Origin of the sequence: Sphingobacterium sp. xlx-96 (assembly GCF_011007365.1) — a bacterium.
In the GTDB taxonomy this organism is placed as follows: domain Bacteria; phylum Bacteroidota; class Bacteroidia; order Sphingobacteriales; family Sphingobacteriaceae; genus Sphingobacterium; species Sphingobacterium luzhongxinii.
In genome coordinates, this window is record NZ_WFKM01000003.1 from 194,114 (window position 1) to 216,623 (window position 22,510).

General features: G+C 38.6%; 21 protein-coding genes, 1 pseudogene and 1 riboswitch. Of the genes and pseudogenes, 11 read left to right on the top strand and 11 right to left on the bottom strand.

What is annotated here, in order from left to right; genetic code table 11:
• Positions 1-36: 36 nt before the first annotated feature.
• The 5 genes from pdhA to G7B20_RS06495 form a co-directional block, all read right to left on the bottom strand.
• Positions 37-1,032: a pyruvate dehydrogenase (acetyl-transferring) E1 component subunit alpha gene (gene pdhA, locus G7B20_RS06475; protein WP_164109437.1), complete on the bottom strand. Its 996-nt coding sequence runs from the start codon at positions 1,030-1,032 to the stop codon at positions 37-39.
• 76 nt (positions 1,033-1,108) lie between these two features.
• On the bottom strand, positions 1,109-2,494 hold the full coding sequence (gene hisS, locus G7B20_RS06480; protein WP_164109440.1) for a histidine--tRNA ligase: 1,386 nt from the start codon (positions 2,492-2,494) through the stop codon (positions 1,109-1,111).
• A 51-nt stretch (positions 2,495-2,545) separates the two neighbouring features.
• Positions 2,546-3,283, bottom strand: a complete 738-nt coding sequence (rnc, locus tag G7B20_RS06485) for a ribonuclease III (RefSeq protein WP_164109442.1) — start codon at positions 3,281-3,283, stop codon at positions 2,546-2,548.
• 173 nt (positions 3,284-3,456) lie between these two features.
• Positions 3,457-4,710, bottom strand: a complete 1,254-nt coding sequence (gene fabF / locus G7B20_RS06490; RefSeq protein ID WP_164109444.1) for a beta-ketoacyl-ACP synthase II — start codon at positions 4,708-4,710, stop codon at positions 3,457-3,459.
• Between the two features lie 26 nt (positions 4,711-4,736).
• Positions 4,737-4,973, bottom strand: a complete 237-nt coding sequence (locus G7B20_RS06495; protein WP_079643602.1) for an acyl carrier protein — start codon at positions 4,971-4,973, stop codon at positions 4,737-4,739.
• Between the two features lie 265 nt (positions 4,974-5,238).
• Here G7B20_RS06495 and G7B20_RS06500 point away from each other — a divergent pair, with 265 nt between their 5' ends.
• Both G7B20_RS06500 and pyk read left to right on the top strand, forming a co-directional pair.
• Positions 5,239-5,739 (top strand): IPExxxVDY family protein, encoded by a 501-nt coding sequence (locus tag G7B20_RS06500; RefSeq protein ID WP_164109446.1) that lies wholly within the window; start codon positions 5,239-5,241, stop codon positions 5,737-5,739.
• Positions 5,740-5,862: 123 nt separating this feature from the next.
• Complete coding sequence (pyk, locus tag G7B20_RS06505; protein ID WP_164109448.1) at positions 5,863-7,293, top strand: pyruvate kinase; 1,431 nt, start codon at positions 5,863-5,865, stop codon at positions 7,291-7,293.
• Between the two features lie 73 nt (positions 7,294-7,366).
• On the opposite strand, the gene G7B20_RS06510 is transcribed toward pyk, so the two are convergent.
• Positions 7,367-7,768: a hypothetical protein gene (locus tag G7B20_RS06510; RefSeq protein ID WP_164109450.1), complete on the bottom strand. Its 402-nt coding sequence runs from the start codon at positions 7,766-7,768 to the stop codon at positions 7,367-7,369.
• Between the two features lie 190 nt (positions 7,769-7,958).
• On the opposite strand from G7B20_RS06510, the gene G7B20_RS06515 reads away from it, so the two are divergent.
• The 7 genes and pseudogenes from G7B20_RS06515 to G7B20_RS06540 all read left to right on the top strand — a co-directional run bounded on the left by G7B20_RS06515 (position 7,959) and on the right by G7B20_RS06540 (position 14,464).
• Positions 7,959-9,791, top strand: coding sequence for a sensor histidine kinase (locus G7B20_RS06515; RefSeq protein WP_240452822.1), 1,833 nt, complete (start codon positions 7,959-7,961; stop codon positions 9,789-9,791).
• A 15-nt stretch (positions 9,792-9,806) separates the two neighbouring features.
• Positions 9,807-10,493 (top strand): response regulator transcription factor, encoded by a 687-nt coding sequence (locus tag G7B20_RS06520; RefSeq protein ID WP_164109453.1) that lies wholly within the window; start codon positions 9,807-9,809, stop codon positions 10,491-10,493.
• An 84-nt stretch (positions 10,494-10,577) separates the two neighbouring features.
• Positions 10,578-10,681: riboswitch (SAM riboswitch) on the top strand.
• Between the two features lie 72 nt (positions 10,682-10,753).
• Positions 10,754-13,066 carry a 5-methyltetrahydropteroyltriglutamate--homocysteine S-methyltransferase gene (metE, locus tag G7B20_RS06525; RefSeq protein ID WP_164109456.1) on the top strand — a complete coding sequence of 771 codons (2,313 nt, stop codon included), beginning with the start codon at positions 10,754-10,756 and terminating at the stop codon, positions 13,064-13,066.
• Positions 13,067-13,252: 186 nt separating this feature from the next.
• Complete coding sequence (locus G7B20_RS06530) at positions 13,253-13,429, top strand: hypothetical protein (RefSeq protein WP_164109458.1); 177 nt, start codon at positions 13,253-13,255, stop codon at positions 13,427-13,429.
• A 112-nt stretch (positions 13,430-13,541) separates the two neighbouring features.
• Entirely contained in the window at positions 13,542-13,736 is a 195-nt protein-coding gene (locus G7B20_RS19735; RefSeq protein WP_164110130.1) for a DUF4833 domain-containing protein, read from the top strand.
• Between the two features lie 53 nt (positions 13,737-13,789).
• A pseudogene (locus G7B20_RS19740) lies at positions 13,790-13,963 on the top strand (hypothetical protein); the annotation flags it as partial.
• A 78-nt stretch (positions 13,964-14,041) separates the two neighbouring features.
• Positions 14,042-14,464 carry a 6-pyruvoyl trahydropterin synthase family protein gene (locus G7B20_RS06540; RefSeq protein ID WP_164109460.1) on the top strand — a complete coding sequence of 141 codons (423 nt, stop codon included), beginning with the start codon at positions 14,042-14,044 and terminating at the stop codon, positions 14,462-14,464.
• Between the two features lie 2 nt (positions 14,465-14,466).
• On the opposite strand, the gene G7B20_RS06545 is transcribed toward G7B20_RS06540, so the two are convergent.
• From G7B20_RS06545 to G7B20_RS06565, 5 genes are all read right to left on the bottom strand, one after another.
• A complete protein-coding gene (locus tag G7B20_RS06545; RefSeq protein WP_164109461.1) occupies positions 14,467-15,234 on the bottom strand; it encodes an exodeoxyribonuclease III in 768 nt (255 codons plus the stop codon).
• Between the two features lie 39 nt (positions 15,235-15,273).
• Entirely contained in the window at positions 15,274-16,032 is a 759-nt protein-coding gene (locus G7B20_RS06550; protein WP_240465988.1) for a peptidylprolyl isomerase, read from the bottom strand.
• 10 nt (positions 16,033-16,042) lie between these two features.
• A complete protein-coding gene (locus G7B20_RS06555; RefSeq protein ID WP_164109463.1) occupies positions 16,043-16,390 on the bottom strand; it encodes a hypothetical protein in 348 nt (115 codons plus the stop codon).
• Positions 16,391-16,446: 56 nt separating this feature from the next.
• Positions 16,447-16,881 carry a low molecular weight protein-tyrosine-phosphatase gene (locus G7B20_RS06560; RefSeq protein WP_164109465.1) on the bottom strand — a complete coding sequence of 145 codons (435 nt, stop codon included), beginning with the start codon at positions 16,879-16,881 and terminating at the stop codon, positions 16,447-16,449.
• A gap of 95 nt (positions 16,882-16,976) precedes the next feature.
• Positions 16,977-18,533, bottom strand: coding sequence for a Do family serine endopeptidase (locus G7B20_RS06565; RefSeq protein ID WP_164109467.1), 1,557 nt, complete (start codon positions 18,531-18,533; stop codon positions 16,977-16,979).
• 208 nt (positions 18,534-18,741) lie between these two features.
• Between G7B20_RS06565 and dapF the strand changes: the two genes are divergently transcribed.
• Both dapF and G7B20_RS06575 read left to right on the top strand, forming a co-directional pair.
• Entirely contained in the window at positions 18,742-19,530 is a 789-nt protein-coding gene (gene dapF, locus G7B20_RS06570) for a diaminopimelate epimerase (protein WP_164109469.1), read from the top strand.
• A gap of 84 nt (positions 19,531-19,614) precedes the next feature.
• On the top strand, positions 19,615-22,497 hold the full coding sequence (locus G7B20_RS06575) for a DEAD/DEAH box helicase (RefSeq protein ID WP_164109472.1): 2,883 nt from the start codon (positions 19,615-19,617) through the stop codon (positions 22,495-22,497).
• Positions 22,498-22,510 lie beyond the last annotated feature (13 nt).

Consider the following 22,510-nt stretch of genomic DNA (forward strand, 5'->3'; position numbering starts at 1 on the left):
TATATCTTATAACAATTCAAACAAAACTGTGATTTATTAATCCATCACAAATGGATAGTCCTCTTGCACATAAACATCCTTGTACAACTCATCTACAGTAGGGTACGGAGATTCTTCTGCAAACTTAACAGAATCTTCTACAATTTTTTTGATTTCCGCATCTACTGTCGCAAACCAAGCTTCGTCCGCGTAACCATTCTCTAGGATAGCATGTTTGGTACTAAATAGGGGATCCTTTCCTTTATATTCTTCTAATTCCTCTTTGGTACGGTACTTAGCAGGATCTGACATAGAATGCCCCTTATAACGATAAGTACGAATCTCTAAAAACGTTGGTCCTTCACCAGCACGCGCACGTTGTACAGCCTCGTCCATAGCATTATGAACAGCTACAGGATCCATACCATCTACAGGCATACTAGGCATATCAAAACCTAAACCAATCTTATATATATCTTCCATGTTAGTCGTGCGCTTTACCGAAGTACCCATCGCGTAACCGTTATTTTCACACACAAAGATCACAGGTAATTGCCATAACATAGCCATGTTGAAAGTTTCATTTAAGGCTCCTTGGCGAACTGCCCCATCCCCCATAAAACAAACATTTACGTTATCCGTACCTAAGTATTTTTCAGCGAAAGCTATTCCAGCACCTAGTGGTATTTGTCCACCGACGATACCATGTCCTCCCAACATACCATGTTCTTTCGAGAAAAAGTGCATAGAGCCCCCCTTCCCTTTCGAGCAACCTGTACTCTTTCCGTACATTTCAGCCATACAAGCGTCTGCAGAAACTCCCTTTGCCAAAGCATGAGCATGATCACGATAAGACGTGATCACAGTATCCTCTTGTCTAGTTGCTGATATCGTACCCGCTACCACTGCCTCTTGACCAATGTACAAATGACAAAAACCACGGATTTTTTGCTGCCCGTACAATTGTCCTGCTTTCTCTTCAAATTTACGCATGAGTAGCATAGATCTGTACCACTCGAGATATGTTTCTTTTGTTATAGGTGTTGAACTCATTTTATAAAGTCTTTTTCTTACTTAACCGATTACAAATCTAATAATTTATATCGACAAAAAGTATATTTTTTGCCGCTCACCCCCTCATGATTTCGATAAGTGCTGGCAATTGTATTTTTATTTGCTCGCCTGATTCCATGTTTTTCAATGTTAAAACATTTGATTCGACTTCCTCCTCTCCCACAAGGAGAACAAATGGAATCTTCTTCGCATCCGCGTAGCTCATTTGCTTTTTCAGCTTGGCCACAATTGGGTATAATTCTACGGCTATACCTTCTTGACGGAGACGAGCCAACAATGGGATGGTATAACATTCTAGACTTTTATCGAAATTGACAATAAGAACCTTGGAACTAGAAATAACTGTACCTGGAAAAAGATCGAGCTCTTCAAGAACATCATAAATACGGTCTGCTCCGAAAGACACCCCTACGCCAGTAAGATTCTTCAGTCCAAACATCCCTGTAAGGTCATCATATCTCCCTCCACCACCGATACTTCCCATAGCAACCTCATTCGTCTTAACTTCAAAAATACATCCTGTATAATAATTCAAACCCCTTGCCAACGTGACATCGACAGCAACATCATTACTCAAAATACTTTCGTCAACGTTAAAAGCAGCAACATATGCAAATACAGATTCGATTTCTTCTATTCCTTCCAACCCTTTCTGCGACGAAGCTAATACCTTTTTAAGACTTTCCAACTTTTCTTGGTTACTACCTTCCAATAAGATAATAGGCTTCAATACTTCAAGATCAGTATCTGAAAAACCTCGATCTAAAAGTTCCTTGTTTACACCGTCAAGGCCGATTTTATCCAGCTTATCTATGGCAACAGTCATATCCACGATAAGTTCAGGCTTTCCTAGAATCTCAGCAATACCAGTCAATATTTTACGATTATTAATTTTAATCGTAAAATCCTTTAGCCCCAGTTGCCTCAAAGCTTCCCAATAAATCAATATAAACTCCGCTTCATTCAACAAGCTTTCCGATCCGACTACGTCGACATCGCATTGATAAAACTCCCGGTAACGCCCACGCTGCGGTCTATCGGCACGCCATACCGGTTGAATTTGGAAACGTTTGAAAGGAAGCGTAATATCGTTTTGATGCATCACTACATATCTGGCAAACGGCACCGTGAGATCATAACGAAGTGCCTTTTCAGATATTTGAGGAATTAGTTTAATCGAATTTTTCTGTACTAAGACATCATCCGATACTTTAGATAAATAATCACCAGAGTTAAGTATTTTAAAGATTAGCTGATCTCCTTCGTCACCGTATTTACCCGTTAACGTGGATAGATTTTCAAATGAGGGTGTTTGAATTTCGCTATAACCGTATTTTTTAAAAATACCCTTCAGCGTATTAAATATAAAATTTCTCCTTTCCATTTCTAGAGGAGAAAAATCTCTAGTCCCTTTTGCTAGAGAGGGTTTAACTATTGCCATAAGGCAAAGGTAATATAACAGAATGAATATGGAAAGTACGCCTATATGTTTCTAAGCGATTTCGATGATTTTCAGATACTCACAAGCTCGCTCTGCAGCAAGTTTCTCCGCACTCTTTTTATTAAAATCGCGACCTAAGCCACAAACCTCTCCATTAACAAGCACCTCGATACTAAACATTTTAGACGACTCACCCTCCGGGTTATCAATAGGCAAGAATACAACTTCTTTTCCTTCGTGCTGACACCATTCGATAAGTCTACTCTTGAAATTCGTCTCCGTATTTTCCAACGTGTGAATATCAACATGCGGCTTAATAATACGTGTTAATAAGAACTCTCGGGTAAATTGATACCCCTTATCAAGATAAACGGCTCCAATCAGCGCTTCGAATGCATCTCCTAATAGTGATCCTTGTTTATTGGGATAGGATATCATGCGGGAATCATATTGAATTAGGCGATCGAAACCTAACTTTCTAGAAAGTTGGTTGAGATTTGCCCTAGACACTATTTTTGAACGCATCTCTGTTAGAAATCCTTCATCTTTGTAAGGGTACAGTTTAAACAAAAGCTCTGCCACTACCGACCCAAGAACAGCGTCGCCGAGGAATTCTAAACGCTCGTTGCTATTTTTCACCCCCTCTTTGATTTGCTTTGCAACAGATTTATGTCTAAAAGCCATCTGATACAACTTGACATTACCTGGCACAAACCCAAGAATATTTTTGAGTTTTTTAAAATAAGCTCGATTGGGAGATAAGTATAGTTTATAAATTCTTAAAGACATATTCACCTACTACAAAGAAAAACTCTCGGACGAAAAACCAAAAAATTATTCTCAGGCTATTAAAAATAGTCGATTCAAAAAAAGATTATTCCAGTCAGGATAACAAAGACGTATAGAAAAATAGGTAGCTTGAAGAAACTACCTATTTATCTTTTATGCTTAATACCTCAACATTACGCTTGGTATTTTTTAAAAATAACCGAAGCATTATGGCCACCAAAGCCAAATGTATTACTCAAAGCAGCTTTCACTACACGTTTCTGAGCTGTATTAAATGTAAAATTCAAACGATTATCTATCTGAGGATCATCGGTAAAATGATTTATTGTAGGCGGTACAATATCATTTTTTACAGCCAGTATAGAGGCAATTCCCTCAACAGCCCCAGCCGCACCCAATAAGTGACCAGTCATAGACTTTGTCGAACTGATATTTAATTTATATGCACTTTCTCCGAAAAGATCTACTATTGCTTTTGTCTCACTGATATCACCAACTGGAGTTGATGTGCCATGTACATTAATATAATCTATATCCGAAAAATGCAATTCAGCATCATTTATCGCCATAGTCATAGCAAGCTTCGCGCCAAGACCTTCAGGATGCGAGGCTGTAATATGATGTGCATCTGCACTCATACCGCCACCGACAATCTCTGCATAAATCTTAGCTCCACGCGCTAGCGCATGTTCTAAACTTTCTAAAATTATTGCGCCAGATCCTTCTCCAGAAACAAATCCATCTCTATCTTTATCAAAAGGCCTAGAAGCGGTCTTTGGATCGTCATTACGAGTTGACAAAGCGTGCATTGCGTTGAAACCACCAATACCAGCCTCATTAATAGTTGCCTCTGAACCTCCCGTGATGATTATATCAGCCCTTCCCATACGAATGTAGGTAAAGGCATCGATCATCGCATTGGTTGCAGATGCACAAGCTGAAACGGCTGAAAAATTGGGACCACGCAAACCGTGTCGCATAGAAATATGGCCAGGAGCAATATCTACCAACATCTTTGGAATGAAGAAAGGATTGAAACGAGGTGTTCCATCTCCTTTAGAAAAGTTAGCAACTTCCTCCGTAAAGGTAGTTAACCCCCCTATTCCTGACCCCCATATTACACCAATACGGTTTCTGTCTAATTTATCAAATTCCAATCCAGAATCCTTAACCGCCTCATCTGTTGACGCAATAGCATACTGAACGAATGGATCCACCTTACGAGCCTCCTTGCGATCCATAAAATCATGTGGATCGAACCCTTTCACTTCGCAGGCAAATTGGGTTTTAAATTTCGACGCATCAAAATGCGTAATAGGAGCAGCGCCACTTACACCGTTAATTAAGCCCTCCCAATATGCTTGAACGGTATTACCTAGTGGTGTAAGTGCGCCTAATCCTGTTACAACTACTCTCTTAAGCTCCATTTATATTTTTAGCCTAATACAATTAGTTAGTTAACGTTTTTTTCTAAATAAGCGATTGCTTGACCTACAGTACTGATGTTCTCAGCTTGGTCATCTGGAATTGCAACGTTAAATTCTTTTTCGAATTCCATGATCAACTCAACTGTATCAAGTGAGTCTGCACCTAAATCATTCGTGAAAGAAGCTTCTGGTGTCACTTCGTTTTCATCTACACCTAACTTTTCAACGATAATTGCTTTTACTCTTGATGCGATATCTGACATGATTTTATAGTTTAATTGTTTAATAAATCTGTGCAAAGAAAAATAAATTTCACCAAAAATCAAACCTTTTTAATTTTTAGGTGACAAATAAAGAACCATAAAGCTCATTTAGTGCATTATAGCCCATAAAAGAAACACTACCCAATGATACTAAAAGTAATATATAATCACAAAAAAACTTTCATTTAATACAAATTTTACATCGGACATCTAAAAAACACAAGCATAAATCGTACTTTCGTAAATATATCAATACACTGTAAAGTTGAATAAAATCACCTTCAAATTAGATATTGACTTTGACCTTGAACTGGATTTCATTTTAGTAGGTATTAGTTCTTCCTTTAGGGACTATAGATTGTGCCACTTTATAAATAAGCACACCGGTCTTAATTTCGTTTATGGAAAGGAATCCCCGATTGATCATAACGGAAACTTAAAAACTAAACCTCAAGAAGAACTGGACTTCCATATTATTCAAGAAAAAGCGAAAGGAAAAAAAGAGACGCTGCACCACTACCAAATGTATAGATATTGCTGTGAATCTTTCGATTTCGAGTATTACCTCATTAATAATCGAAGTTTAGAAAATGGCATTCTACTCCCTGAAGCGCCAAATTTTGATTACTTTATGATTATAAAACATTATATTGACGCTGAAGACTTAGATACCTTAATTGATAATTTAAAATCAATTAAGGAAATCATGTTGGTGAAAGAAATTGACCCAACCATATTGAAATCTAAAGAAAATCTAATATTTTAGCGAATTATTTTCAATGTGTAAATATTACACTCTGTATAAAAACAAGATAAACAAGTCATAGTCACCCGCTTATTCTGAAATATTCTCAACCCAATAGGGTTAAAAAAATAGAACAAAAACAATATGAAAAAGATACAAAAGAGAACTAAAATAGTAGCTACATTAGGACCTGCATCATCTAACATTGACGTATTAACAGCGATGATTGCCAAAGGTGTCGATGTTTGCCGACTGAACTTTTCTCATGGAAGTCAAGACGATCACCTTCAAGTAATTAACACGATCAATGAGATCAATGCGAAACATTCTTTTAATGTGAGTATCTTAGCCGATCTTCAAGGGCCAAAAATACGTATCGGTAAAATGAAAGAGGGAGGAGCTATCCTCACCAACGGTTCTACGGTTGAAATGACAACAAAGGAACTTATCGGAGATGAAAAGCAGATCTATATCACTTACGAAAACTTCCCTAATGATGTCAAGGAAAACGAGATCATATTACTTGATGACGGCAAATTACAGTTACGTGTTTTATCAACTGATCATAAAGATACCGTCATTTGCGAAGTAGTACATGGAGGCATCTTAACATCTCGAAAAGGAGTTAACTTACCGAACACTAAAGTATCAATCCCTTCATTAACTGAAGAAGATTTAGACAATCTGAATTTCGCATTAGACCATGGTGCAGATTGGATCGCCATGTCCTTCGTTCGTTCGGCAGAAGACATTCATCAATGTAAAAAAATAATTGCTGCCAAAGGTAGCCACGCAAAGATTATCGCCAAAATCGAAAAACCAGAGGCCATCGAGAATATTGATGCTATCATTGCTGCTACAGATGCTGTCATGGTAGCTCGTGGAGACTTAGGTGTCGAGATGCCTATGGAAGAAGTACCAGGCCTTCAGAAGATCATTGTTCAGAAGTGTCGTAACCTTTCAAAACCAGTAATCATTGCAACTCAAATGTTAGAAAGCATGATTACAACACCTCGCCCCACTCGTGCCGAGGTAAACGATGTAGCCAACTCTGTTTTAGATGGTGCCGATGCTGTGATGTTAAGTGGAGAGACTTCTGTGGGCGAATTCCCAGAAATCGTTATCGAGACTATGGCAAAAATAATAACACATGTAGAATCTACATCTTACCCATATTACAGTGAAAAAGTGGATGCATTCATTGAGGTAAACAAAATTCCCGACGCTATCTGTGGATCTTCTATTTTCTTAGCCGAAAAAACCAAAGCTTCTGCCATTGCTGTCATGACAGCATCGGGCTATACTGCTTTCGAAATATCAAGTTACAGACCGAATGCGGACATCTACGTTTTTACTGGAAACAAAAATTTATTAAGACAACTTAGTTTATTATGGGGAGTACGTTCATTCATTTATGAGAAATATGAGAGTACAGACGGAACGATCCAAGATGTAAATGACCTATTAAAATCACATGAATTAGTAGAATCTGGGCAAATTGTGATAAACACAGCTTCGACACCGTTGCATGAGAAGGGCAAAACCAACACCATTCGGGTTTCAGTAGTAAATTAATTTAAGTAAAAAATTAAGGCGAGGGTAAGAAATATATTTCTTGCTCTCGCCTTTTTATTAGTAATGGCATATTCTATTTTATAAGTAATGGTGGTACTTTCAAGAATGGAACTGATTTTTCATTATCTTCGTTTTCATCCAGCTTTTCAGTGCCTGGCATTGGCGCACAGCTCCTCCCGGAGAGACCAGCAATAGGCATCCGATAGGCCGAAGAATATACTACTTTTTTACGATAAACATTCGGTATTTCAATAGGCTTTACTCCATAGAACCCTCTACGCAAAGAATCTGCAAATATTTGCGGCAATGAATCCGATTTGGGGATTTTAAACCCTAGCAATACATTACCCCATGAACGTTTCTCCATCTTATTTTGTTCACCCCCACCCTGAGCACGTACAGTGCTGAAAAGCGTGGTAAGAAAAATGACACTAAAAATCATTCTTTTCACTATATTAGAACCTATATTCATCATGATTGAAGAATTTAACTTATACAATTTACAAACGTAACTTTCACATTAAAACTACAGACATTTTAGAAGTATTGCCCTATCCTTTTCTGTAAATCGCTGTTAAATAGTGTTAAAGAGGATTTTAAGGCATAATACATTATTATTTTTGTAACAAATGAAGAAAAAAAGCATCTCATTAATAATAGGTTTAATGTCCATAGCATTACTAGGCGTAGTCGCTATGCAGTACTATTTTATTCGTGAGACCTATAAACAGAAATCTAATCTCTTTGATGAAGCTATAAACACGTCTTTGGCCAAGGTCGCATCAGAAATCGAGAAAAGTGAGATGACCAACAATATAGAGATCATAGCACGGGCCAACCAACAAAAACATGAAGCCGAGCATAAAAAACAAAGAATACTTGCCAAGCAGTTGGACATACAACGAAAAATAGAGCGTCTCCGCGTACAACAAATCGAGACAGAAAATATTTTTCGGGAAGAAGATGAAAAACTAAAATCGATCTATCCTAATGTAATAGGCATTGATAATTGGTTTTACGAGACCTATTTTCGGGAACAAAAAAACCAAAAATACATCAACGTAGCCATAAGCCAAGAACATATTCCCGGCACCTCTCGCGTAGAGAATTTTGTCCTTGTAACGGCCAGTAAAGAACTACCTCGCATTAATGCAAAGGATGACTCGGTGCGATATGTTGTTGTTGTAGACATCGACCTTTACGGAATTGTGCGTAGCTTTAGAATTGCTTCATTACCTCCAAAAGCGAATGCAAAAGTTGCTTTTGAGCTTATGGAGTTAAGAACGCAACTTGAAATACTAAATCGCGAATCCGAAATAGCTCAAAAAAACGCTTTGGCTGGTGCAACAAATGCATTTGATACCTTAGCTGTTTTAGGAGGCAAAAAAGCAGGTGTCGTTGAAGACTTTGCGCTAGGAATCCAACTTGCAAATAGGCCGTTAGAACAACGGGTAAATCAAAGTCAAGTTCAAAAACTACTGCAAGAAGAATTAGTGTCACGTGGTATATATTCCCCTTTCAATATCGAAATTCGAGATCGATCAAGGATTATATACCACAGTCCTGATGCCGAAACGCTTGCAGCATCCAATAAATCACCTCGTTATACTACAGCATTATTTAAGGGAGATTTTGGAGAATCCACTGGCCGTTTGAGTATATACTTCCCTAACAAAAAAAGGGTAATTGTAGATAACATGAGCTATTTAATTCTTCCTACGCTTGCTCTTTTTGCTGTTCTGATCGGTTGCTTTGCTTACACGCTGTCTATTATCTTCAAGCAAAAGAAAATCTCAGAAATGAAGACCGATTTCATCAACAATATGACACATGAATTTAAAACTCCGGTAGCCACAATCATGATTGCTAGCGAGTCCCTAAGAGATCCAGAGATTGCATCAAACGAACAGCGCGTCAACAAACTAGCAAATATAATATATGATGAAAATGTAAGGTTAGGTAGCCACATAGAACGAGTGCTAAACATTGCTAAACTCGAAAAAGAAAATTTACGAATGGAGCGAACAGATGTCCGCGTTAACGCACTGATCGAAGGAGTGCTAGACAGTATGCATCTACAACTCAATAAAGCTAATGGAGTGCTTCAAACCGAACTATTGGCGACTCAAGACCTAATCATTGGTGACGAATTGCACCTTTCCAATGTATTCTTTAACTTAGTTGACAATGCTATAAAATATAGCCTAAACGCTCCAGATATACACGTAAAAACATCTAATTCTAAAGGAAACATTGTGATATCAATCTCTGACAAAGGAATGGGTATGAACAAAGAACAACAGGAGAAAATATTTGACCAGTTCTATCGTATACCCACAGGCAATCTACACAACGTAAAAGGGTTTGGTCTAGGGTTGAGCTACGTACATGACATAGTCAAAAGACTTGATGGTAAGATACAAGTAAAGAGCGAAAAGGATAAAGGCACGACCTTTGAGATAACATTACCTCTTAAGACAGGGGAATCCAACAATTGATAAATACAGACTACTATGCAAAAAATATTATTAGCAGAGGACGATCCTAATTTAGGCGAACTCTTAAAAGACTATCTTGAACTTAAAGGCAAATATGAAGTAGTCCTTTCTCAAGACGGAGAGCAGGCATTAGAACAGTTTAAAAAAGATAATTTTGATTTATGTATATTTGATGTGATGATGCCCAAAAAAGATGGCTTCACACTAGGAAAAGAAATCCGAAAAATAAATCAGACAGTTCCTATCATTTTTGCTACTGCAAAAGGAATGATGGAGGACAAAACGCAAGCCTTCGAACTAGGCGGAGATGATTACATCACTAAACCTTTTCGCGTCGAAGAGTTACTATTACGTATAAATGCGCTACTAAAACGCGTCTCCAAAGACAAAGATGAGGATTTAGCTGATAAATTCGAAATTGGTGGGTATTTCTTTGACTATACCAGCCAAGTTATATCCTATAAGGGACAACAACAAAAACTTTCTACCAAAGAGGCTGAATTACTACGTCTCTTGTGTCTAAAGAAAAATGACGTTTTGACAAGAGAAGAAGCTCTTATTAAAATATGGCATGATGATAACTACTTTACAGGACGTAGTATGGATGTTTTCTTAAGTAAATTGAGAAAATACCTAAAAGAAGACCCAAATGTCGAGATAGTCAACGTACATGGTAAAGGTTATAAACTACTCGTAAGCTAATACCAAATACAGAAAGAAAAAAGGAGATTTGTAAGTTCTCCTTTTTTTTCTTTGTAATTTCAATTCTTCTCCATACCTTAGCATCGCTTATAGAGAAAGGCAGAGGGACTAGACCCGATGAAGCCTTAGCAACCTGTCTCTTGACAAGGTGCTAAATTCTATCCGCCAGCTGGCGGAAAAGATAAGCCGAAGTTTCTGATCCAAGAACTCTCTCTTTACAGCATTATTTTTTTATTAAAACAATTTAAAAGGAAAATAGTATGTTAATTACCAACAACTTAGGTTACCCAAGAGTGGGACCTTTCCGCGAATTAAAAAAAGCTAACGAAGCATATTGGGCTAAGAAAATTTCCGCGGAAGAACTATTACAAACAGCTAAGGAAATCCGTGAAGCGAACTGGAAAACACAAAAAGATGCTGGCATCGACCTCATTCCATCCAATGATTTTTCTTTTTACGATCAAGTACTAGACCTTTCTTTAACAGTGGGTGCAATACCGGCCCGTTACACTTCTTTGCTAAGCAAAATCGATAATAACTATAGTTTAGATCTTTACTTTGCTATGGCTCGTGGATTCCAACAGGATGGAATCGATGTAACCGCTTCTGAAATGACAAAATGGTTTGATACAAACTACCACTATATGGTACCTGAGTTCACCAAAAACCAAACATTTAAGCTGAATTCAGAAAAATTCTTAAACGAATACAACGAAGCGAAAGCTGCTGGAATAGAGACTAAGCCTGTTATTATTGGCCCTATCACCTATCTATTGATCGGTAAAGAGAAAGAGGCTGGATTCGAACGTATTGATTTAATTGAGAACCTACTTCCTGTTTACGAGCAAATTTTATCAAAATTAGCCGAAGCTGGAGCTAAGTATATCCAAATTGACGAGCCTTACCTGGCTTTGGACATCGACGCAAAAACAAAAGCATTATACACTTCAGTATTCGCAAGATTAAATGCTGCAGCAGGAAGTGCTAAATTAATCGCAACAACCTACTTTGAAGCGTTAAAAGACAATGAAGATTTAGCCTTAAGTCTTCCGGTACATGCATTACATTTAGACTTAGTACGTGGAGAAAACCAATTAGACACAGTGCTACCTAAAGTTCCTTCCTCTTTGACGTTGTCATTAGGAATTGTCGAGGGACGTAACATCTGGAAAAACGACTACGAAAAATCTTTGACCAAAATCCATCAAGCAGTAAATACGCTTGGTTCAGACAGAGTATGGATAGGCACTTCTTCGTCATTACTACATGTACCATTTGACTTGGACAGCGAGAAAAACGAAGAAACACTTCCGGCAGCAGTTAAAAACTGGCTTGCATTTGCTAAACAAAAATTGGCAGAAGTTAAAGACCTAGCAATATTAGCGAACGGCGAAATTGACGCCACTACAGCACAGCGTTATGAAGCAAATAAAGCTGCGGCCGAAAGCCGTCGTACATCTCCATTAATTCATAAACCTGAAGTAAAAGAACGTGTTAATAACATTACGGATGATGACGCTCGTCGCACATCTTCTTTTGCAGCACGTAAGATAGCTCAACAAGCGAAATTCAACCTACCAGCGTTTGCTACTACCACTATTGGATCATTCCCTCAGACCAAAGATGTTCGTAAATGGCGAGCTGATTTGAAAAAAGGTCTTATAACACAAGCAGAATATGACAAAGCTATTGCCGAAGAAACAGAAAGCACCATCCGTCTTCAAGAGCAATTAGACATTGATGTATTAGTACACGGAGAATTCGAGCGTAATGATATGGTTGAATATTTCGGAGAACAGTTAGCGGGATATGCATTTACACAATACGGATGGGTTCAATCTTATGGTTCTCGTTGTGTTAAGCCACCTGTAATTTACGGAGACGTATATCGTCCAGCTGATATGACAGTACGTTGGTCCTCTTATGCACAATCATTGACAGACCGTCCAGTAAAGGGTATGTTGACAGGACCTGTAACGATCCTTCAATGGTCTTTCGTTCGTAATGACCAACCTCGTGAAACGACGACCTATCAGATTGCTCTCGCGATCTTAGATGAAGTACAGGCATTGGAAAAAGCAGGAATAAAAATTATTCAGATCGATGAACCAGCAATCCGTGAAGGACTTCCTTTACGTAAAGCTGATCAACAAAACTACCTAAACTGGGCTGTTCGATCGTTCCGCGTCTCCTCTTCTAATGTTGAAGATGATACACAGATTCATACGCACATGTGTTATTCAGAATTTAACAATGTAATTAAAGACATAGCCGCAATGGATGCTGATGTTATTACAATTGAAACTTCCCGTTCACAGATGAAACTATTAAATGCTTTCGCAGGTGACTTCAAGTACCCTAACGATATAGGCCCTGGAGTATATGACATCCACTCTCCTCGTGTACCTAGTACAGACGAAATGGTGGACCTATTGCGCAAAGCTAAGGATGTAGTCCCAGCTTCTCAACTTTGGGTAAATCCAGACTGTGGGCTTAAAACTCGCGCTTGGCCAGAGACTAAGGCTGCCTTAGAAGCTATGGTTGAAGCTGCAAAAATCTTAAGAGCAGAATAATTCTGAAATTTAGTAATATTTAAATATCTTGAAAGCCTAAAGTACCTTACTTTAGGCTTTCTCCTTTTTTTCAGACGTTACCAAACTTTTTTTCTCATCACTTGTTCATTCATATAGAAATTGGTTCGGTATACGACGATAAAATAAAATCGATCCGTAAACTTATGCGTCATAAAGTAATTAGATATGAAGAGATTTACTATATTACCATTCATGCTTTTAACAACAATGTTGTTGACAAGCTGCGAAGTCATTGGGGGCATTTTTAAAGCAGGGGTATGGTCAGGTATTATTATTGTTGTAGTTGTAGTTGCGTTAGTATTATGGATACTTGCAAAAATATTTGGCAGGAAACAAAATTAAGGCAATATATGTATCAATGTATGCTATTGCTTATACTCATAGGTTATGGCGTCTTTCCTTCATTTGCACAAGAAGAATATCCAAAACCACAAGCTAAAACCTATTATTTTATATACAGCATAACATAGGAAAGAACACCTATATCTATCAGACAAAAATCAATCAAAACGGCAAATTAGATCGAAATGAACCTGTGCAAATCAGCAGACACCTATTTGACAATAAAAGCGAAATAAAATCCCTAACCACTATACAACGAAAATTTGCTTATGGTGTGGACTGGGATGCCAAAAGCGACAATTCTTAGGATCTCACTTTGGTATCTTACCCTATCAGCGCCTTTAATTACGTAGTACAGATGATCAAAAATACATTTTGGAGACCACGTTAAATGGCATAAAGATGAAAGTCCACAGGCTATTTATTTTTCAAAAAGAAGGAACCTCAGGCTTGAATACAAAAGTCGATTGCATTCTTTTTTTCGGGACAAATCAGGACGGTAAGCAAGTACAATCAAAACTGATAGTCGATTAGGACATCCTATCTTTTCTTTATTTAGATTTTACTTTTGAATGTTCGAGAATACCCCGCTTTTTATCTAAGTTTGTAACTATGATTACAGCAGAAAGATACCACGACATTTCATGCGGACACCGGGTTGTAGGCCATGAAGGCAAATGCAGGTACTTGCATGGCCACAACTATCGTATCCATTTCATCGTTCAAGCCGAGGAATTAGATACGGTAGGTCGAGTCGTAGATTTTTCTGTAATAAAAGAGAAGCTATGTATGTGGCTCGAGGATAATTTTGATCATAAATTTCTTATCTGGAATGAAGATCCACTAGTAACAGCACTACTGGATATTTCGGAAGAAAGTCTCATTCTGGTCCCCTTCAATCCAACAGCGGAAAACATAGCCAAATATTTAGTAGAAGAAATAGGCCCTCAACAACTCGCTGAATACAACTGCCGCCTTATTCAATGCAAAGTGGAGGAAACACAAAAATGTGCCGCCTCCTATACATTGGTTTAGCCTTAATCGATCAAGTCCAACAACACTGGGCAGTGATCTGAATGAATGGCATCACTTAAAATACTTGCGCCCCTAATTCTATCTTTCAGAGCGACAGAAGCCATATTGTAATCAATCCGCCAACCGAGGTTCTTACCTCTAGAGCCAGCTCTATAACTCCACCACGTATAATTGTTCGGATCTGCATTCAAGTGTCGAAAAGTATCGATAAAACCAGAATTGATGAAGTTCTCCATCCACTCTCTCTCCTCCGGTAAAAAACCAGAGGTATTGGCATTCGATTTTGGATTATGGATATCAATGGCGCGGTGGCAAATATTAAAATCGCCACAAACCACAAGATTGCCCTTTTCTTGGGTCAACTTGTTTGCATAATCCTGAAAATCGTCTAAAAAACGGTACTTAAAAGTCTGTCTTATATCCCCCGTTGTACCTGAAGGGAAATAAGTACTCATCACGGACACATTATCAAAGTCAGCCCGGATTATCCGGCCTTCAAAATCATAATCTTCATGACCGCAACCATACTCTACATGATTAGGAGATACCTTAGTTAATATAGCCGTACCACTATATCCCTTCTTTTGAGCAGGATACCAATAATGCTCATATCCCATCTGTTCGAGATACTCTATTTCAGGTACCTGATCCGGTGTAGCTTTAATTTCCTGTAGACAGACCACATCTGGATTAACCGTCTTAAGCCACCCGATCCAATCTTTTTTCAAGGCCGCCCTTAGCCCATTTACATTATATGTTATAATTTTCATTCTTAACAAATTATTAGGTAGACGAACAATGCTATCCTTCTACAGATTGTATTTTTTTGACTTAAACGCATCAAAAAGTGTGGTAAAAAAACCTGTTTTTGGCTTAAGACCCTGCAATTCACGATCTTGATTAATAGCTTCCCTTCTAGTTAATAGACGCACAAACATACGTTCATTTACTATAGGACGGTCGTGATCATCTGTTTTAACCGCCGCGATATTGTCTACCGACTCAAGCCCTTTTATAACCTGCCCAAATACAGTATAATTTCCATCCAAATGCGGCGTCCCTCCTATACTCGTATATGCTTCTCTTTGCGTAGCAGAAAGCTTACCGCCATTCAATTTAAATCGCTCTAATGAATCTAACCCCTCATTTGTAAAACGTCGCCCCTGCACGATATAAAATTGCGAAGCAGAGGATTGCTTTGCTGGATTACTATCTCTCGCAGCTCCTAAAGCACCTTTTTTATGAATAAGATTCGACTGTATCTCAGCCGGGATTTTATATTCAGGCCCCCCATTACCCAGTAAGACTTTGTCTGCTGCCTTCTTTGAGTCTGGGTCCCCACCTTGAATCATAAAATTTTTAATGACCCGATGAAAAAGTAAGGAGTCATAATACCCATCATTCACAAGCTTTTTAAAATTGTCCCGGTGTCTAGGAGTTTCATTGTAGAGCTGGATTAAGATATTTCCCTTATCCGTCTTAAAATCTACATAATAGTATTGGGGTTTTTGCGCCTTCACGGCGACAAAGCATATCCCTATAAAAATAGAAAGTAAAAATCTCTTCATAATAAATAAGTTATATCACTTCCAGTTCCTGAAAGTAATCTATAATCAATGACTTCATAATCAACTCTTGCTCCAACAAGGTGTAGTTAGGGATGGCTTTCACTAACTTCCAATGTGGCCAGCCTTGCTCATCCAAGCCTTCCAACTCATAGAAACCCATAGCACTGAAGAGTCTACACGTAGCGATATGCATCAACTCTTCTTTTTCCCTTTTTGAAAATCTCTTGGGTCCCTGTCCCAATTCCTGGACGCCGATCAAAAAAAGAACCACCTTTATATCGGGTAATTCCATATCAAAACTTTGAGCAAGAGCCTCTCTCAAGGTATTCCACTTTTTATTTACTTCTGCTGCTTTCATGTTAATTTAAAAGTCAAAAGTAACGAATTCACAGGTAAGAATTGTCATGAGATTCTTTAAGATAATGCTAACACAAGTTCCTCGCATCTCTTTGCTACCAATTTATACACCGCATCAAACAGTGTATCGTCATAATAAGGATCTGGCACAATGTTATCCTCCAAAAATAACCGAACCCTATCCTTCTGTATACTATTTTGTGCCAAACGAATTACATCTTCATAATTCTGCCTGTCCATCACGAAAATCAAATGATACTCGTCCAACATATCTGCTGTAAAATGCTGCGCTCGCTGCATCGAAATATCCACACCATACTTTTTCGCGACAGCTACAGACCGTCTATCCGGAGCCTGTCCGACATGCCAATCCCCTGTACCGGCAGAATCAATCTTCCAGTCCAATCCATTTCTCACAGCCAGATCCTGTAACACACCATGTGCCAATGGCGATCGACAAATATTTCCTAAACAAACCATTAAAATTTTCATATTCCAAAAATCCAGATTATTGCATATAAAAGCAAAAAAATATGGCTCTCTTGCGAAAGCCATATTCCTACGTTATATATTAACTAGTCTACAGTTTAATACTCAATAGGCACATTCAATTCAACTGTACTTCCGCGCTGAGGAACTCCTTTTATACGCACAATATTACGTTTCGTCGATGCAAGTGCTGATTCAACATCATCAACATTGTTTACTGTTTTTCCGTTTACTTCAGTGATCACTAATCCTCGTTCAACTCCAAAATATTCAAATACGCCACCACGGTGCACCTGAGTCACGACAACACCTGAACTAATACCTAATTCCTTCTTACGTGCATCTGTGGCTGGAATAAAACTCGCTCCCAATTTATTGAAGATTTGCGTAGCGCTAGCGTCTGAACCTTCGTCATTTGCCGCCGCCTTATTCGCTTCTTCCCCTTTAAGCGTCACCATAACATCCTGCTCTTTTCCATTTCGCTTGTACGTAAGCTTCACCTTATCTCCAGGGCGTAATCTTGCCACACGTTCCTGTAAATCAGGAGAACTATAGATAATTTTTCCGTCAACTTTGGTAATAATATCTCCTTTTTTAATGCCTGCTCCTTCGGCTCCACCACCTCTCACCACATCGGACACGTACAGACCGTTAATATCTGTGATTCCAAACTCCTTTCTTACGTTATCATTAAGTTCAGTAAAGCTTACACCAACGAATCCACGTTTCACACTACCAAACTCTTTAAAATCATCTAAAACCTTCTTAGCAAGACTAATTGGGATAGCAAAACCATATCCTGCATAGGTACCGGTTGGTGATGCGATAGCTGAATTAATACCAATTAACTCTCCACGCGCATTGACCAACGCACCGCCACTATTTCCTTTATTGATTACTGCATCCGTTTGGATAAAAGATTCAATAGCAGTGCTCACCATTTGCTCGGGTTGTCCTCCCTGTCCAAATCCACGCTGCTGCGAGGGTTCATCCAAGATTCCAATACGACGCCCCTTGGCACTTACAATACCTGCTGTCACTGTCGATTGCAATCCTAAAGGATACCCAACAGCCAACACCCATTCCCCTACTTGAACATCATCCGAATTACCCAGCTTGACCATAGGAAGATTCGTCGCATTGACCTTTATCAACGCTAAATCAAAATTAGGGTCGCGACCTATAACTTTAGCCTCAAAAGACCGGTTGTCCGTAAGCTGTACTTCAATTTTATCAGCATCCTCAACAACGTGATTGTTCGTTACAATATAACCATCAGGTGATATGATTACGCCAGATCCAGATGCCTGAGCCTGTCTAGGTTGTACCTGCCCACGACGTTGCTGCGGCATACCAAAAAATTCTTCAAACATGTCAAATGGCGACCCCGATCCTCCTCCACGTTGGCTCCCGCGTGTTGTAACAGTAACTTTAATATGCACTACTCCAGGTGAAACCGCTGCTGCTGCTTGTGTAAAATCTGGATTACCAGTAGATGAAATAGCTGTACCTGTAGGGTTGCTGGCGTAATAAACTTTTTGTTTTTCTTCAAAAGTCATATTATCCAACTGCTTGTTCTCAAAAAATTTGTACCCTCCGACAGCAATTGCCCCTCCTAGGACAGCTGCTAATAAACTAACTCCTATTTTTTTCATATTACTTTGCTGTTTAAATTTTCTAACTTTGTTCCTCAATAAATACAAATTGTGTTAGTCAAATGTAGTACCATCACATTGCCTAGCCCAACTTTTGTCAGTTAAATTTTGTTAATAATCGGTAATTTTTCAGGTTTTTAACATGTTTTAACATGTTGAAGAACAATTGTAACAAGAATATTAAATTTGACGCATATTTTCAAATATTATGGACCAAAAAATAAAATTTTATAAGTATCAAGGAGCCGGTAATGATTTCATACTTATTGATAATAGAAACGGTCTTTTTGATAGCGTCAATGAAACATTGATAAAACATCTATGTGATCGAAGATTCGGGATTGGCGCGGATGGCTTAATGCTCCTTCAAGATAGTAAAAATTTTGATTTCCAAATGGTTTATTTTAATGCAGATGGTCGTGAAGGGAGCATGTGTGGCAATGGAGGCCGTTGTATCGTTGCTTTCGCGCGCGATCTTGGCATTATAAAACACAAAACTGTCTTTTTGGCAGTTGACGGAGAACACCACGCTGCTATAGATAACAATCAGGTTGACCTAGGAATGATAGATGTTCATCAGATTGAAAAAGATGGTGAAGCCTTTGTTTTATATACCGGCTCACCACATTATGTCTTGACAGTAGACAACCTAGTCGAGCTCGACGTCTATCAAAAGGGGCATATGATACGTAACAACGACACCTACCGGCACGAAGGAATAAATGTCAATTTCATTGAAAAAGAAGGCGACGGTTATTTTCTCCGTACATTCGAACGTGGAGTAGAAGACGAAACCTACGCCTGCGGTACAGGAGCGACAGCTGCAGCTATGGCAGTAGCTTTTAAAGAAGGTTTAGAAGGGAACCTTAAAATACCAATACGTGTTTTGGGGGGACAGCTCTATATCTCTTTTCACAAAGAGGGAGAAAATTTCACTGACGTAATGCTTAAAGGCCCAGCGACTTTTGTTTACGAGGGCTTCATCCCACAACGTTAATAGTCAATACTTTTTAGCTTTTTATTTTTACTTTATCGTTATTCAGGTTATCTTAGATGCCTTCTTAAGGAAGTATTAATCGAAATGCAGCAAGTAGACAGATCCATTCGTTACCAATTAGTTTATTCACTAGGTGAACATCCCTATTTGGGCTACCTACTGGAACCGCATATTGTACAACTCAATACTAATGGTAGCCTATCCTTATCCTCTAAGAGAGTATTTTCCAATACGGTAGAAGAGTATGCTCCTTTTTTAGATGAACAGGACTACAAAATAATCAAACTGTTGGACGAGGTTGAACAGACACATGTCATCAAAAAGTACCATAAAAAGGCTATTCGTCCTGCAGACTACTTCCTAAATGCATTTGATCAAAAGATATACGATTACATACGCCCCAAACTAGAACTAAAACTCCTCAAAGCCCTAGAGCTAATCGGCCAGAAACCCTTATTCATGATGAGTAAGAAAGACGGTTATCCTGCCCACCAAAAAATACAGATAGCCGAGCACGCGGCGTCGATTCTCTTCCATTTTAGACGGAACGAAGAAGAAACACGTTATTTTCCTACACTAAAGTATGATGGACACCGTATGGAGTTCATGTATAAAAATGCGGAAGTTATTATTAATACACAGGCATGGTTACTTCTAGACAATATACTTTATCATTTTGATCAGCAACTGGAAGGGAGGAAACTAAGTCCCTTTTTAAATAAACGTTTCATAACAGTAACACGAGCTACGGAAAAGAAATACTTTGAAACGTTTGTCTCCACTCTTATTGAAAAAAACCATGTGTATGCAGAAGGCTTTGATATCAAAACGATTAAAGAAGACGCTGTTCCCGTATTAACATTAAATTACATTTTAGAAGGCCAGTCTCATGTACAATTATCTTTCAATTACGGCACCTACAACTTCTCTTCTGGAGGCGAACATAAAGTATCCGTACGTTTACATTACGATAATGAAAAAGATTGGTACACCTTCACCCGTATCCGAAGATCATCTATTTGGGAAGAAAAGCAACACCAATATCTAGAAAGCTTAGGATTAAAGCGACAAGACGCGTTATTTGGAAGCTATATACCCAATACAGAAAGTATGTTCAGTATTTTCGACTGGCTCAACACGCACCAAGAGGAACTTCTAAAGGCAGGCTTTCAAATAAAACAGGAGACTGGAAATAAGCAGATATTTATCGGAAAAACATCGTTAGATATAGAAGTAGTAGAGGATAATGATTGGTTTGACGTACGTGCCTTTGCAAATTTTGGTCCTTACAAAGTCCCATTCGTACAATTACGAGACCATATTCTCAATCGCATACAGGAATTCGTACTCCCAAATGGTGAGATCGCAATCATTCCAGAAGAGTGGTTTGCACAATATGAGCACCTCTTTCAATTTGCGGTAAAAAAAGACAGTCTACAACTTAACAAAACCCACATAGGCATACTCCATGAAATCTCAGAGCATACTGCGTTAAGTATGAATCGCAAGTTGCAAAATTTAAGCAACTTCGAAGAAATACAGCACACTTCACAACCAGAAGGTTTCAATGGACAACTACGTCCCTACCAGCAGGCAGGTTATAACTGGTTCCACTTTTTACAGCAGTATAAATTTGGTGGAGTCCTAGCCGATGACATGGGATTAGGAAAGACGGTACAAACACTAGCGCTGTTGCAAAAACAAAAAGAGGAGCTCAAAGATACGGATCACGCAAAAACCACACTGTTGATCTTACCAACCTCCTTGGTGTACAATTGGCAGAAAGAAGCTGAGAATTTTGCTCCTAGATTAAGAATACTCCTACATACAGGGACAAACAGATTTAAAGATCCTTTCGCTTTTACACATTTCGATTTAGTCATCACCACCTACGGAATCGTACGTAGCGATGAAGCAATACTCAGCAAGTGCTTTTTCAACTACATTATTCTAGATGAAAGTCAAAATATAAAGAATCCAACCTCCAAATCTTTCAAAGCGATCAAGTTGCTGAAAAGTAGACATAAGTTAGCACTAAGCGGTACCCCCATAGAGAATTCGGTATCCGACATTTGGTCTCAAATGCACTTTACAAATCCAGGCTTACTAGGAAACTATGCCTTTTTTCAAAAAGAATTTGTAACACCTATCGAAAAGAAAAAAGATGAAGCAGCAGCGAAAAGGCTACAGGCTATCATAAAACCCTTTATCTTAAGACGGACCAAGAATCAGGTGGCTACAGAACTACCTCCAAAAATGGAACAAATCATCTATTGTGAGATGTCGGAAGGGCAATCAGAGCGCTACGAAACTACAAAATCCGAATATCGAAACGCCATACTGGACAGCACTGTACAGCAACAGCGAAAAGGTTCACAGATTGCACTACTTCAAGGCTTAACAAAGCTAAGACAATTGGCCAACCACCCAAAGATGGTAGAAGATGATTATACGCATGGTTCTGGCAAATTTGATGCCGTTCTGGAAATGTTGGAAGCCCTATCTTCAGAAGGAAACAAAGTGTTGATTTTTTCTCAATTTGTTAAGCACCTGGAACTCTTTAAGACACATTTCCAAAATCAAAACATTCCTTTTGCCTATTTGGATGGTACAACAAAAAACCGTGCTCAAGCCGTCCAGGAATTTAAGAATGATAGCAGTATAAAGATATTCCTTATATCCATAAAAGCAGGAGGAGTAGGTCTCAATCTTACGGAAGCTGATTATGTTTTTATCCTCGATCCTTGGTGGAACCCCGCAGTCGAACAACAAGCAATCGATAGGAGCCACCGCATCGGACAGACCCGCAACGTATTTATCTATAAATTTATTAGCAAGGATACTGTCGAAGAAAAAATAGTGGCTATGCAGAACCGTAAAAAATCCATAGCGACATCGCTCGTTACAACCGAAGAAAGCTTCGTAAAATCTCTATCGCAAGATGATCTAAAAGAGTTATTGAGGTAATAGGCGGCAAACC